The 12782-nt window shown below is 74.1% G+C and carries 11 protein-coding genes and 1 pseudogene; 9 read left to right on the top strand and 3 right to left on the bottom strand.

All coding sequences use genetic code 11. The features are described 5' to 3' along the window. Nucleotides 1-161: 161 nt before the first annotated feature. Nucleotides 162-2543 (bottom strand): SulP family inorganic anion transporter, encoded by a 2382-nt coding sequence (locus IO20_RS0128100; RefSeq protein ID WP_030554418.1) that lies wholly within the window; start codon nucleotides 2541-2543, stop codon nucleotides 162-164. 307 nt (nucleotides 2544-2850) lie between these two features. Here IO20_RS0128100 and IO20_RS0128095 point away from each other — a divergent pair, with 307 nt between their 5' ends. Next, nucleotides 2851-4155 (top strand): polysaccharide deacetylase family protein, encoded by a 1305-nt coding sequence (locus tag IO20_RS0128095; RefSeq protein ID WP_030554420.1) that lies wholly within the window; start codon nucleotides 2851-2853, stop codon nucleotides 4153-4155. A gap of 76 nt (nucleotides 4156-4231) precedes the next feature. Here IO20_RS0128095 and IO20_RS0128090 read toward each other — a convergent pair whose 3' ends face one another. Next, complete coding sequence (locus tag IO20_RS0128090; protein ID WP_030554421.1) at nucleotides 4232-5221, bottom strand: ATP-binding protein; 990 nt, start codon at nucleotides 5219-5221, stop codon at nucleotides 4232-4234. Between the two features lie 102 nt (nucleotides 5222-5323). Here IO20_RS0128090 and IO20_RS0128085 point away from each other — a divergent pair, with 102 nt between their 5' ends. After that, the gene (locus IO20_RS0128085; protein WP_030554422.1) at nucleotides 5324-6172 is read left to right on the top strand and encodes a Fic family protein; all 849 of its coding nucleotides are present in this window, start codon (nucleotides 5324-5326) and stop codon (nucleotides 6170-6172) included. Nucleotides 6173-6462: 290 nt separating this feature from the next. Here the strand turns inward: IO20_RS0128085 and IO20_RS0128080 are convergent, their stop codons facing one another. Further along, nucleotides 6463-7329, bottom strand: coding sequence for an HAD family hydrolase (locus IO20_RS0128080; RefSeq protein ID WP_030554423.1), 867 nt, complete (start codon nucleotides 7327-7329; stop codon nucleotides 6463-6465). 449 nt (nucleotides 7330-7778) lie between these two features. On the opposite strand from IO20_RS0128080, the gene ssd reads away from it, so the two are divergent. From ssd to IO20_RS42200, 7 genes and pseudogenes are all read left to right on the top strand, one after another. Beyond that, on the top strand, nucleotides 7779-8942 hold the full coding sequence (gene ssd / locus IO20_RS0128075; RefSeq protein WP_245685072.1) for a septum site-determining protein Ssd: 1164 nt from the start codon (nucleotides 7779-7781) through the stop codon (nucleotides 8940-8942). After that, the gene (locus IO20_RS0128070) at nucleotides 8939-10117 is read left to right on the top strand and encodes a TadA family conjugal transfer-associated ATPase (RefSeq protein ID WP_030554425.1); all 1179 of its coding nucleotides are present in this window, start codon (nucleotides 8939-8941) and stop codon (nucleotides 10115-10117) included. The genes ssd and IO20_RS0128070 overlap by 4 nt, the downstream gene beginning before the upstream one ends. Further along, a complete protein-coding gene (locus IO20_RS0128065; protein WP_051874711.1) occupies nucleotides 10114-11007 on the top strand; it encodes a type II secretion system F family protein in 894 nt (297 codons plus the stop codon). The genes IO20_RS0128070 and IO20_RS0128065 overlap by 4 nt, the downstream gene beginning before the upstream one ends. Next, complete coding sequence (locus IO20_RS0128060) at nucleotides 11004-11771, top strand: type II secretion system F family protein (protein ID WP_245685071.1); 768 nt, start codon at nucleotides 11004-11006, stop codon at nucleotides 11769-11771. The genes IO20_RS0128065 and IO20_RS0128060 overlap by 4 nt, the downstream gene beginning before the upstream one ends. 121 nt (nucleotides 11772-11892) lie before the next feature. Then, nucleotides 11893-12105 (top strand): DUF4244 domain-containing protein, encoded by a 213-nt coding sequence (locus IO20_RS42205; protein ID WP_030554428.1) that lies wholly within the window; start codon nucleotides 11893-11895, stop codon nucleotides 12103-12105. After that, nucleotides 12092-12478 (top strand): TadE family type IV pilus minor pilin, encoded by a 387-nt coding sequence (locus tag IO20_RS0128050; RefSeq protein ID WP_245685070.1) that lies wholly within the window; start codon nucleotides 12092-12094, stop codon nucleotides 12476-12478. The genes IO20_RS42205 and IO20_RS0128050 overlap by 14 nt, the downstream gene beginning before the upstream one ends. Next, nucleotides 12472-12765, top strand: a pseudogene (locus IO20_RS42200) (Rv3654c family TadE-like protein); the annotation flags it as partial. The gene IO20_RS0128050 and the pseudogene IO20_RS42200, both read left to right, overlap by 7 nt. Nucleotides 12766-12782 lie beyond the last annotated feature (17 nt).

The raw sequence follows: 12782 nt of genomic DNA, 5'->3' as shown, positions 1-12782 counted from the left end.
ACCTGTTGGGCGAATGGCGTGCGGGGGCCCCTTCTTCCCGAGCGGTGGGAGAAGGGGCCACACAGTCTCACGGACGGGGGAAGCGGAAGGTTCAGGGCACGCGGGTTCCGGCCGCGGCCGCGGGCGCGGCCGGAGGTGAAGCGTCCGGAGCGCCCGTGCGGTCAGGACGCGCGGGCCGTCTCCCGCGGGCCCGTCGGCATGACCTGGGTGAACACGTCGTCGTAGCTGTGCACCTCGTCCGTCCCCGAGAGCAGGTACGCCTGCGCCTCGCCCACGTGGAAGTACATGCCGTGCAGCGTGAGCGTGCCCTCGGAGAGCCGCCGCGCCACCGGCTCGTACGCCCGCAGGTGATCCAGCTGCTGGACCACGTTCGTCAGGCAGAGCTGCTCGACCGCGTCGGCCGGAAGGCGTCCGGAGATCCGGGCCCAGGCGTGTCTCCGGCTCACCATCCGCTCCAGGCTGGGCCGCCCGTGGCGCAGCCAGCGGCGGAGCGGAGTCGGCGGGTCGTCGGGACCGCTGTTCAGGAGAGCCTGCATCGCGCCGCAGCCGGAGTGGCCGCAGACGGTGATCGACGCGACCCGCAGCACCTCCACCGCGTACTCGATCGCCGCCGCCACCGAGTCGTCGCCGCTCTCCTCGCCGGGGAGGGGGACGAGATTGCCGACGTTGCGCACGGTGAACAGGTCACCGGGACCGCTCGACGTGATCATGCTGGTGACCAGCCGGGAGTCGGCACAGGTCAGGAACAGCTGTGAAGGCGTCTGGCCCTCCCGGGCGAGCCGCGCCAGCTCGTCCCGTACGAGCGGGGCCGTGTTCCGCTGGAACTGGCCGATGCCGCTGGCCAGATGCAGCCCCGTCGCGCGCCGGGGCTCGGCCGGCTCCGTCGACTCGTCGGGCGCGTCCGGCCGGTCGGCCGGCTGCACCCCGCACTGGTGGTTGTGCCACGGCGTCCAGGGCCGGCAGCAGGTGTGCGCATCGGCGGCCGACGCGGTGGCGGGGGCCGGCTCGGCGATCCGGGTGCCGGACGGTCCTGTCGTCTCGACCGTCCCGCCGTGGGCGAGGTGCCCGGCGGTCCAGTCGCTCAGCGTCTCGTACGCCGCGTGGTCCATGAAGGACCCGTCGAGCTCGACCACCACGTCGGAGCCGTACGGCAGTTGGTGCAGGGCGCGGCTCAGCCGGGGGACGGCGAGGAAGGTCAGCTGGCCCCGCACGCGCAGCAGGTGGCGCCCGTCCTTGTCGTCGCGGGTGATCCGGGTGCGGGCGAGCCGGTGCAGGGCGACCGCGACGGCCACGGCGATGCCGAGGGCGACGCCCTCCAGGATGCCGACGAGGACGACGCCGGCCACCGTCACCGCGTAGACGACGACCTCACGGTGCTGGGTGACGGTACGGATGTGGGTGATGCTGACCATCTGGATGCCGACCACCATGACCAGCGCGGCGAGCGCGGGCAGCGGGATCAGATCGAGCAGGGGGACGAGCAGCAGGGCCGCGAGCACGATCCACAGGCCGTGCAGCATCGTGGAGGCGCGGGTCTTCGCGCCCGCCGACACGTTGGCGACGCTGCGGACCGCGACACCGGCGACCGGCAGCCCGCCGAGCGCCCCGGAGACCACGTTGGCCGCGCCCTGACCGGCGAGTTCACGGTCGAGAGCGGCACGCGGAACACCCTGCCCGCCGTCCGGCCGGGCGGCGACCAGCTTGTCGACCGCCACGGCGGACAGCAGCGACTGCACACTGGTCACCAGCGTGATCGTCAGCACCCCGGCCGCGATGCCGAGCACCGGGCCCTCGGGCAGGCCGGGCAGCGCGTGGCTGCTCCAGGACGGCAGGTCGACGCGGGGTACGGCGATCCCGGCGAAGGTCGCCACCGCCGTGGCCCCGGCCACCGCGACGAGCGCGGCGGGAAGCTTCCGGGCGAACCGTCCGGCGCGGCCCGGCAGCCGGGGCCAGCACAGCAGCACGGCCACGGTGAGGGCGCTGAGGGCGAGGGCGGCCGGGTGGATGTCCGCCAGCTGGGCGGGCAGGCCCAGGACGTTGTCCACGGCGGAGCTCTGCGGAGTGCCGCCGAGCACGATGTGGAGCTGGGCGAGGGCGATGGTGACGCCGATGCCGGCCACCATGCCGTGCACGATCGCGGGGGAGACGGCGAGCGCCGAGCGGGCCACGCGGAGTGCGGAAAGGGCGAGTTGGGTGAGTCCGGCGAGGACGGTGATCGCGCAGGTGGTGCGCCAGCCGTACCGCTGGATGAGCTCGGCGGTCACGACGGTGAGGCCGGCGGCGGGGCCGCTCACCTGGAGAGGGGCGCCTCCGAAGCGCCCGGCGACGATGCCGCCGACGGCGGCGGCGACCAGACCGGCCTGGAGCGGGGCTCCGGTGGCGAGCGCGATGCCGAGCGAGAGCGGCAGGGCGATCAGGAAGACGGCGACCGAGGCGGACAGGTCGGCGCCGTGGATGCGGAAGCGGCGGGGTCCGTCCGGCGGGCTGTGGGGCCGCTGGACTTCGGGCCGGTTGGTGATGCGGTCAGGGGTGCAGAGGGTCATTCCCGTCTCCTCCGGGGCAGCGCGGTCGCGGTTCGTGCGGGACGAACTGGGGGGCTCGCGGCCGTGGGTCACGGCGTGCAGCGGCGGGATTCCGGCGGGACCCCGCCCAGGGCGAGGATCAACGCTCGGTAAATGGATCGTAATGGAGAGTAAAGTCTCCGGCATTATTTTCGGGGCAAACAGGGCAATGATTCACCGGTTCCGGTGATAGGCGAACGGATTGCCGCTTGTCGTTTCATCTCCCCAGGGCGAGTGGTGCGACGTTGACGCGGCTCGTACGGAACGTGCTCTGAGGAGAGGTGGGCGGATGCCAGCCGCCGGGAGAAGGACCGCAGTCCACAAGGCAGTCCCCAGGAAGACGCTCGCCGCCGGTGCCCTCGCCGTCGCCCTGATCACCGGCCTCGCCGGCTGCTCGGGCTCCGACGGCGACGCCACGAAGGGGGCGCCGGGCGGCGCGGGCGCCAAGAAGGGGCCGGCAGCGGCCCCGCCGAACGCGGTCCAACTGATCGGCGACGGCTCCACGGCCTTCACCGGCGCCCAGCCCCGCCAGCCCGTCTGGCAGCGCCTCAAGCCGGGCGAGACCCCGCCGCAGTTCGTCGTCTTCTCGTGGGACGGCGCCGGCGAGGACAGCCAGAAGCTCTTCTCGCACTTCCGCTCCGTCGGCAAGAAGTACGACGCCGCCATGACGTACTTCCTCAGCGGCGTGTACCTGCTGCCCGAGGAGAAGCGGAAGCTCTACCAGCCGCCGCAGCACAGGGCCGGGCGCTCCGACATCGGCTTCAACGACACCGAGGGCATCCGCGCCACCGTCCGCGAACTGCGTGCCGCCTGGCTGGAGGGCAACGAGATCGGCACCCACTTCAACGGGCACTTCTGCGGGAAGGAGAGCGGCGTCGGCAACTGGTCGGTCGAGGACTGGAAGAGCGAGATCGACCAGGCCAAGTCCTTCGTCAAGAACTGGAAGACCAACGCGGGCCTGCGGGCGGAGCAGCCGCTGCCCTTCGACTACGAGAAGGAACTCGTCGGCGCCCGCACCCCCTGCCTCGAAGGCCGGAAGAACTTCGTGCGGGCGGCGGCGCAGATGGGCTTCCGCTACGACACGAGCGGCGTCAACGACCAGATCTGGCCCAAGAAGGACACGGGCCTCTGGGACCTGTCGATGCACCTCGTGCCCGTCCCGGGCCGCGCCTTCCAGACGCTGGCCATGGACTACAACTTCCTGGTCAACCAGTCGCCCGGCACCACCCAGGGCGACCCGTCCCAGCACCGGTACTGGGGTGACCAGATGCGGGACGGCCTGGTGCAGGCCTTCGAGCGCTCCTACCGGGGCAACCGCGCGCCGCTCGTCATCGGCAACCACTTCGAGTCCTGGAACGGCGGCACGTACATGCGCGCCATCGAGGAGACCATCGCCACGGTGTGCGTGCAGAAGGACGTCAAGTGCGTGTCCTTCCGCCAGCTCGCCGACTGGCTCGACGCCCAGGATCCCGACGCCATCGCCAAGATGCGCACCCTGAAGGTCGGCGAGGCCCCGCCGGGAGGCTGGGCGGGCTTCCTCGCGGCCCCGTCGGCCGTCCCCGCAGCGGGCGCCAAGCAGGCCGAACGGCCCTGATCCCTTCGCACCGCCGCACGATCCCGGGGGCCGACCTGCGCCGGCAGGTCGGCCCCCTTCGTGGGCGGTGCGGCCGTCAGCCGAGGCCGGGTGCGGCGGCCATCGGATCGCCGAGCACGAACTCGGGGTCGACCTGCGCCGCCAGATCCGCTCCCGTCTTGGCGTTGCCCCAGCTCTCCGCGTTGCGCAGGTGGAAGTGGACCATCTGGCGCGTGTAGCGGTCCCAGTCGCGGTCGGGGTACGAGTCGTCCGCCGCGTCCTGGAGGGCCTGGAGCGACATCCGGTTCTCCACCTCCAGGTGCTCGAAGCGGGGCGGTCGGCCCTTCTCCATGGCGCGGACCCAGTCCGAGTGGCCGACCGTCACGAGCAGGTCGTCGCCGACCTCCGCACGCAGGAAGTCGAGATCGTCCTCGCCCTGCACCTTGTTGCCGACGACCTTGAGCGCGACGCCGAAGTCCCGCGCGTACTCCTTGTACTGGCGGTAGACCGAGACGCCCTTGCGGGTCGGCTCGGCGACCAGGAAGGTCATGTCGAAGCGGGTGAAGAGGCCGGAGGCGAAGGAGTCCGAGCCCGCGGTCATGTCGACGACCACGTACTCGTCCGGGCCGTCGACCAGGTGGTTGAGGCAGAGCTCCACCGCGCCGACCTTCGAGTGGTAGCAGGAGACCCCGAGGTCCGACTCCGTGAAGGGACCGGTCGCCATCAGGCGGATGTCGCCGTCGTCGAGCCGGACCGGTCGCGCGCAGGCCTCGTAGACCGGGTTCTCCTCGCGGACCCGCAGCAGCCGCGAACCCTCCCCGGGCGGCGTCGTCTTGATCATCGTCTCGGCGGAGACGATCCGCGGATTCGTGCCCCGCAGGTACTCCTTGATGAGCGGGAGGTGCGCGCCCATCGCGGGCAGCGCGGCGGCCTCCGCGTCCGGCAGGCCGAGCGCGGCGCCCAGGTGCTGGTTGATGTCGGCGTCGATGGCCACGACCGGGGCTTCGTTGGCGGCGAGGTGGCGGATGAAGAGCGAGGACAGCGTGGTCTTGCCGCTGCCGCCCTTCCCCACGAAAGCGATCTTCATGTTCACCTAGGGTAGCGGCATGAACGCGGCCCGTGGTCAAGGTGCGTGAAGAAGACCACTCCATCGTGGGGCGGAGCGCCGGGGCGCGTAGCCTCCCTACCTATGAGTACGCACGCCTCTGACCCCTTGGCCGCCCTCGGCTCCCTGCCGGGCGTCGCCGACGCGGTGGACTCCGTACGCAAGGCCGTCGACCGGGTCTACGGCCACCGTGTGATGCGGCGCCGCAGCAACGAGATCTCCTCCGAGGCGGCCCTGCGCGGAGCGCGCGGCTCGGCCGCCCTCTCCGGCGCCGACTGGGCCCTGGAAGAGGTCCGCCGCCGCACCGACTTCGGCGCGGACCCCGAGGCCCGCACGGTCGGGGCCGCCCTGCGGCTCGGCGCCGAGGCCGGGCAGCTGCTCTCCATCTGGCGCCAGTCGCCGCTGCGGGTGCTCGCCCGCCTCCACCTGGTCGCGGCCGGCGACCCGGGCTCGGGCGCATCCGGCGGGGGCGCGGCCGGTGACTCCGTGGGGCGCCCGCGGCTGGACGGCGAGACGGTCGACGAACCGCTCGTCACGTCCCCGCTGCCGTCGCCCGACGAGGTCGCGGGACGGCTCGAAGGGCTCGCGGAGCTGATCGTCGCGGGCAGCGAGGCTCCGGCGCTCGTGACGGCCGCCGTGGTCCACGGCGAGCTGCTCGCGCTGCGCCCCTTCACCTCGTACAACGGTCTGGTCGCGCGGGCGGCGGAGCGGATCGCGCTGGTCGGGAGCGGCCTCGACCCCAAGGCGGTCTGCCCGGCGGAGGTCGGCCACGCGGAGCAGGGGCGGGCGGCGTACCTCGCGGCCTTCGAGGGGTACCTCTCGGGGACCCCGGAGGGCGTGGGCGGCTGGATCGCGCACTGCGGGCGCGCGGTCGAACTCGGTGCCCGTGAGTCGACGGCCGTCTGTGAGGCGCTTCAGCGCGGCGCGGCCTGAAATGGGTTGCGGCGGTACCAGTTCTGGTACCGCCGCTGGCACGTCCACCCAGTTACCATGCGTCCTCGATATGTGCCCATCAGGCCGGGTGCTTTGCCCTTGGCCTGGTGCGGCTGGCCCGTAATCGACGGGTCGACGTCGCGTGGGTGCTTGGTTTCTGTGCTAGGTCCGTGGGGCCTTCATGCTCAACAGGTGATCCTCTCGGATGTCCTCGGTCTCGCGGGCCTGATTCCTTTCTACTCCTGTCCGAGTGGAAGCGAAAGTGCTGGCTCCGCTTCTTTGCTTCTCATTCAAATCCGGGCAAAGGCCTCGGCCGGTCGAGGGGCCCGGGCCGCCTGTCGCCGGCGCGAGGCGTACCAGACCAGTCCGGCGCCCAGGGCCGCCGCGCCGACGGCCGCCGCCGCGACGAGCGTGGGGCGGGGCGGCATCCGGAACGCGGGAAGCCGCTGCTTCAGCCGCACCGGCTTCTCGAAGGCGAGAACCGGCCATTCCCGGGCCACGGCCTCCCGGCGCAGCGCCCGGTCGGGATTGACCGCGTACGGATGGCCGACGGCCTCCAGCATGGGGATGTCGGTCGCCGAATCGCTGTACGCGAAGCAGCGTGAGAGGTCGTAGCCCTCCGACGCCGCGAGGTCGCGGACCGCCTCGGCCTTCGTCGGGCCGTAGGCGTAGTACTCCACCTCCCCGGTGAAGCAGCCGTCCTCGCCGACCACCATCCTGGTGGCGACGACCCGGTCGGCCCCGAGCATCTCGCCGATCGGCTCGACGACCTCGGCGCCCGAGGTCGAGACGATCACGACGTCGCGGCCCGCGGCGTGGTGCTCCTCGATGAGCGAGGCAGCCTCGTCGTAGATGATCGGGTCGATCAGGTCGTGAAGGGTCTCGGCGACGAGCTCCTTCACCTGGGCGACGTTCCAGCCTTTGCAGAGCGCGGAAAGATATTCGCGCATCCGCTCCATCTGATCGTGATCGGCCCCGCCCGCCAGGAAGACGAACTGGATGTACGCCGTCCGCAGGGCGGCGCGGCGGCTGATCAGTCCGCCCCGGTAGAAGGACTTGCTGAAGGTCAGCGTCGAGGACTTCGCAATGACCGTCTTGTCCAGGTCAAAGAAGGCGGCTGTGCGCGGCAAGGAGTGGTTTTCCACAAGGCTGAGCATAGGTGGCGGCCATTCGGCGTACGCTGGGGCGTGTGGGTTTGCCTGAGAAGGCTCTCGGGTACACCATGGAAGTCACGGATCGTTCGCGACCGTGCTAACCCGGCCCGGCTCCTCCCCCCCCGAGTCGGCCGGAAAGACGACCCCCGCTCTCCCCCCCGGCGGGGGTCGTCGCATGTCCGGAGCCGTTTCGGCGCTGTGGGACATCGTCCACTCCCTTCCTTTCGGCCGTCGGCCGTGATCCGGCCTGAGCTCGGCCCGACCCTCGATTCATCACTCACGGTAACCGGCGGGCTGCGTTCCGGGCAGTCCCCGGAGAGGTGACGAAGATATTCACAGGGCTTCGGATATCCACAGTTTTTCGGTGACATCCCCAAGATTTCCGGTACGGCCCCACGGTGATTCCTGTCGCGAAGTTCGCGGTCGGCGGGAATCACGAGAGGGCGTGTGCCATGGAGACGTTCAGGACATCCAGGACCGGGGCGGCGGCGTCGGCTTCGGCGCCGGGCAGAGCGGAGGCGCAGGGCGGACCGGAGGCGCAGGGGGCCGACGAGCCGCGCCGCGCCGGGCCGCTGATCGTCACCGAGGATCTGGGGCTGCTCGACGACCTCCTGCGGCTGTGCGCCGCTGCCGGAGTCGAGCCCGAAGTGCACCACCGGGTGCCGGAGCGGCGGGCGAGCTGGACCGATCCGCCCCTCGTCCTGGTCGGCGACGATGTCGCGGCCCTCTGCCGGGGAGCGGTGCGCCGCCCCGGGACCGTTCTCGTCGGCCGTGACCACGACGATCCGGCGGTGTGGCGACTGGCCGTCGAGATCGGCGCCGAGGGCGTGCTCAGGCTGCCCGACGCCGAGGCCGTCCTCGTCGACCGCATCGCCGACGCGGCCGAAGGCGTGGGCCGGCAGGCGCTGACCGTCGGGGTCGTCGGCGGGCGCGGGGGCGCCGGCGCCTCCACCCTGGCCTGCGGGCTCGCGCTCGCCGCCGCGCGGACCGGGCGGCGCACCCTGCTCGTCGACGGCGATCCGCTGGGCGGCGGACTCGATGTGCTGCTCGGCGGCGAGCGCGAGGAGGGCAGGCGCTGGCCCGACTTCGCGGCCTCGAAGGGCCGGCTGGCCGGCGGCGCCCTGGAGGAGTCCCTGCCGTCCGTGCGGGGAGTCCGGGTGCTCAGCTGGGGCAGGGAGCCCGTGGACGCGGTGCCGCCCGAGGCCGTGCGGTCCGTGCTGGCCGCGGCTCGCCGCCGGGGCGGAGTCGTGGTCGTCGACCTGCCGCGCGGAACCGACGCAGCGGCCGCGGAGGCGCAGGCGCAGCTCGACCTCGGACTGCTCGTCGTTCCCGGCGAGTTGAGGGCCGTCGCGGCGGCCCACCGGGTCGCCTCGACGCTCTCCGTGGGCGTGCGCGACCTGCGGGCCGTGGTCCGTGGCCCGTACGCGGCGGGACTCGACGAACGATGGGTGGCCGACGCCCTGCGGTTGCCACTGGCCGGTGAACTGCCCTACGACCCGGGGATCGTGGAGGACCAGGACGCGGGGCTGCCGCCGGGCGCCGAGCCCCGTGGGCCGCTCGGCCGGTTCTGCGACGCGTTCTGGACGCGGGCCCTCGGCTCCGGCGGTGCGGTGTGACCGGGGCGGGAGGCGCCGTCGGCGGCGGTGCCGGGCTGCTCGACGCCGTGCGGCAGCGACTCGCTGCCAGCGGGTCCGATCCCACCCCGGCCCGGGTGGCGGCGGCGCTGCGTGCCCAGGGGCGGCTGCTCGGCGACGCGGAAGTGCTCGGCGCCGCGGAGGAGTTGCGGTGCGAACTGATCGGCACCGGCCCCCTGGAACCGCTGCTCGCCGACCCTGCCGTCACCGACGTCCTGGTCTCGGCGCCCGACCGGGTGTGGGTGGACCGGGGCGCCGGTCTCGAACGGGCCCCGGTGTCCTTCTCCGACGCCGCCGCCGTACGCAGGCTCGCCCAGCGTCTCGCGGCGGTGGCCGGACGCAGGCTCGACGACGCCCGGCCCTGGGTCGACGCGCGGCTGCCCGACGGCACCCGGATGCATGCCGTGCTGCCACCGGTGGCGGTCGGCTCGACCTGCCTGTCGCTGCGGGTGGTGCGGCCCCGCGCCTTCACCCTGGAGGAGCTCGCGGCGGCCGGCACCGTGCCGCCCGGCGGCGCCCCGATCCTGCGCGCCCTGATCGACGCCCGGGTGTCGTACCTGGTCAGCGGCGGCACGGGGACGGGCAAGACCACGTTGCTCGCCTCGCTGCTCGGCCTGGTGGGAGAGCGGGAGCGGATCGTCCTCGCCGAGGACTCGGCGGAGCTGCGGCCGGACCACCCGCATGTCGTGCGTCTCGAGGCGCGGCCCGCGAACCAGGAGGGCGCCGGTCTCGTCACGCTGCGGGACCTCGTCCGGCAGGCGCTTCGGATGAGGCCCGACCGGCTGGTGGTCGGAGAGGTCAGAGGGCCCGAGGCGGTGGACCTGCTCGCCGCCCTCAACACAGGTCATGAAGGCGGCTCTGGAACTGTCCACGCCAACACCGCGGCGGACGTACCGGCGCGACTCGAGGCCCTGGGGACGGCGGCGGGGCTCGACCGGGCCGCCCTGCACAGCCAGTTGGCAGCCGGTCTGTCGGTCGTGCTGCACCTGGCGCGGGACCGGGGCGGGCGGCGGCGGATCGCCGAGGTGCACGTCCTGGAGCGGGACCGGGACGGTCTCGTGCGGACGGTTCCGGCGCTGCGGTGGGGCGCGTCCGGTTTCGCGCGGGAGCGTGGCTGGGAGCGGCTGGGCTCGCTGATCGGAGCGGGCTCGTGGTGACGACGGAACTGCTGCCGGTCCAGGCCGTGGCCCACGGCGCGGCGGGGCTCTGCGCGGGCCTCGCGCTGGGGTGGGCGGCCGAGCGGCGCCGTGGGGTGAACAGGGCACGGGCGGTGCTCGTAGGCGGCGGGTCCGACGGCTCCGGCGCTCGCCGAGCCCGGGGTGGCCGGTGGCCGGCCGTGGGCGCGCGGTGGTGGGCCGTGGTGCGCGGACATCGGGCGTGGCTGTGTCTGCCGGTGGCGGGGGCCGTCGCGGTGCTCGGCGCGTCGCCGCTGCCCTTGGTCGCGGGGGCGGTCGCGGTGCCGCTGGTGGCGCGGCGATGGAGGGCGGTCGAGCGGCGGAGGGAACGGGAGGCGAGGGGCGAGCGGGTGGTGGCCTTGTGCGGGGCGGTCGTCGGGGAGCTGAGAGCCGGGTGGCAGCCCGCCCAGGCACTGTCCTTCGCGGCCCGGGAGACGGGAGCGCTGGGCGGTGAGGAGGCGGCGGTGCTGGCGGCGGCCCGGTTCGGCGGGGACGTGCCGGACGCGCTGCGCAGGGCGGCAGGCCAGGACGGCGCCGGCGGGCTCGCGGGCATGGCGGCCTGCTGGCAGGTGGCCGTGGACGGGGGCGCGGGCCTGGCCGCCGGGCTCGACCGGCTGGAAGCGGCCCTGCGGGAGCACCACGAGCGGCGGGAGCGGTTGCGGACCGAACTGGCCGGCGCCTGGGCGACGGTGGCGGTTCTCGCGCTGCTCCCGGTGGCGGGCGTCGCCCTCGGCGCGGCCCTTGGCGCCGACCCCCTGCGGGTGCTGCTGCACACGCCGGCGGGCCTGGGCTGCCTGGCGGTGGGCGGGGCGCTGGAGGCGGCCGGACTGTGGTGGGCCGCACGGATCGTACGAGGAGGGGAGCGGGCGTGATCGCGGCCTTTCAACTGGCGGTACTCGTGGTCCTGGCGCTGGTCTGCTGCGCGCAGGCCGCCCGGGAGGTGGTGAACGGCCGGCGGGCGCGTGGCGTGCGGCGGCGGGTGAGAAGCCTGTTCCCTGCACCGGCGCCACGGGCCGTGAAGTCCCGGGCGGGGCTGCCCCGGTGGGTGGGGCACTGGCTGGCGCCACTCGCGGCGGCCGGCCTCGGCTGGGCGCTGTTCGGCGGGCTCGGCGGCCTGCTCGCCGGGGCTCTGGTGGCAGCCGGGGTGCGGCGAGGCGAGGCCAAGAGTTCCGCCACCTCGGCGATCGACGACGAGGAGGCGGCACGGCATCTCCCGCTTGCGGCCGACCTGCTGGCCGCCTGCGCCTCGGCGGGAGCCGGACCGGGGGAGGCGGCGGAGGCCGTCGGCCGTTCCGTCGGCGGGCCGCTGGGTGAGCGTCTGACCCGCACCGCGGCCGAACTCCGGCTCGGCGGTGAACCGGCCGAGGTGTGGCGGAGGTTCGGCGCGACACCGGGCGCCGCAGGGCTGGCCCGCTGCATGGAGCGGGCCGGTTCCTCGGGTGCGCCGGCGGCGGAGGCCGTCGCCCGGCACGCGGCGGCGCTGCGGTCGGCCCGCGCCCGTACGGCGGAGGCCAGGGCGCGCCGGGCGCAGGTCCTGATCAGCGCCCCCGTGGGGCTCTGCTTCCTGCCCGCCTTCCTGGCGGTGGGAGTGGCCCCGGTGGTGATCGGCCTCGCGACGGGACTCCTGGACGGATGAACGGCGAACACGGCGGACACGGCGGACACGGCGGACACGGCCGGGCACGGACGGACGAGGCATGACGAAACGCGACAGGCGACGACGGAACGAGGAGCACGGCATGGCAGGCACGGGAGACATGGCAGGCAGGGCGGCGGCGGTGGTGTGTGGATGGTGGGCGCGGCGGAAGGCGGCGGCGCGCCGGGACGCGGGGATGACGACGTCCGAGTACGCGGTGGGAACGATCGCCGCGGCGGCGTTCGCCGCGGTTCTGTACAAGATCGTGACGAGCGGGGCGGTCTCGGGGGCGCTGGAGTCGGTGATCGGGAAGGCTCTCGATGCGTCGTTCTGACCGGGGGTTCGTGACCGTGGAGGCGGCGATGGTGCTGCCCGTCCTGGCCCTGTTCACGGTGACGCTGCTCTGGGCGCTGGCGGCGGCCGCCGCGCAGATCCGGTGCGTGGACGCGGCACGGGCCGGAGCACGGGCGGCGGCCCGCTCCGAGCCGGTGTCCTCCGCCGAGTCGGCCGCCCGGGCCGCCGCGCCCGAGGGAGCACGGGTGTCGGTGACGCGGGCGGGGGAGCTGTGGCGGGTGACGGTGGAGGCCAGGGCGCCCGGTCCCCGGGGCCTGGGCGTCACGTTGCGGGCGGACGCGGCGGCCCTCGCGGAGGACACGGTGGCCGACGGCGCGGCCGGCGGAGGTCCGGGGCCCGGAGCTGCGTGGTGACCGGCTCGGCTCCGGGCACGGGAGGCCGGGGGTCCGACCGGGGTGCGGCGACCGTGTGGGCGGCGTTCGCGGCCTGTGCGCTGTGCGTGGTGTTCGGGGCGGTGCTCATGCTCGGACAGGCGGTGGCGGCCCGGCACCGGGCCGGCGGGGCCGCCGACATGGCGGCCCTGGCCGCCGCGGACCGGGCGCTGTGGGGCGAGGCCGAGGCGTGCGCCGTCGCCGCCCGGGTGGCCGCCGCGCAGAGTGCCGAGCTGGTGCGGTGCGCGGTGCGGGGCGAGCGCGCGGAGGTGACCGCCCGGGCGGC

Origin of the sequence: Streptomyces exfoliatus, assembly GCF_000725545.1 — a bacterium.
Lineage (GTDB): Bacteria > Actinomycetota > Actinomycetes > Streptomycetales > Streptomycetaceae > Streptomyces > Streptomyces exfoliatus.
This window is presented reverse-complemented; position numbering and strand designations above follow the sequence as displayed.

Bases quoted from the DNA above. Each gene is read 5' to 3' on its own strand.
- IO20_RS0128100 (WP_030554418.1), bottom strand. From the start codon at position 2,543: ATGACCCTCTGCACCCCTGACCGCATCACCAACCGGCCCGAAGTCCAG.
- IO20_RS42205 (WP_030554428.1), top strand. From the start codon at position 11,893: ATGGCAGGCAGGGCGGCGGCGGTGGTGTGTGGATGGTGGGCGCGGCGG.
- ssd (WP_245685072.1), top strand. From the start codon at position 7,779: ATGGAGACGTTCAGGACATCCAGGACCGGGGCGGCGGCGTCGGCTTCG.
- IO20_RS0128090 (WP_030554421.1), bottom strand. From the start codon at position 5,221: ATGAAGATCGCTTTCGTGGGGAAGGGCGGCAGCGGCAAGACCACGCTG.
- IO20_RS0128095 (WP_030554420.1), top strand. From the start codon at position 2,851: ATGCCAGCCGCCGGGAGAAGGACCGCAGTCCACAAGGCAGTCCCCAGG.
- IO20_RS0128080 (WP_030554423.1), bottom strand. From the start codon at position 7,329: ATGCTCAGCCTTGTGGAAAACCACTCCTTGCCGCGCACAGCCGCCTTC.
- IO20_RS0128085 (WP_030554422.1), top strand. From the start codon at position 5,324: ATGAGTACGCACGCCTCTGACCCCTTGGCCGCCCTCGGCTCCCTGCCG.
- IO20_RS0128050 (WP_245685070.1), top strand. From the start codon at position 12,092: ATGCGTCGTTCTGACCGGGGGTTCGTGACCGTGGAGGCGGCGATGGTG.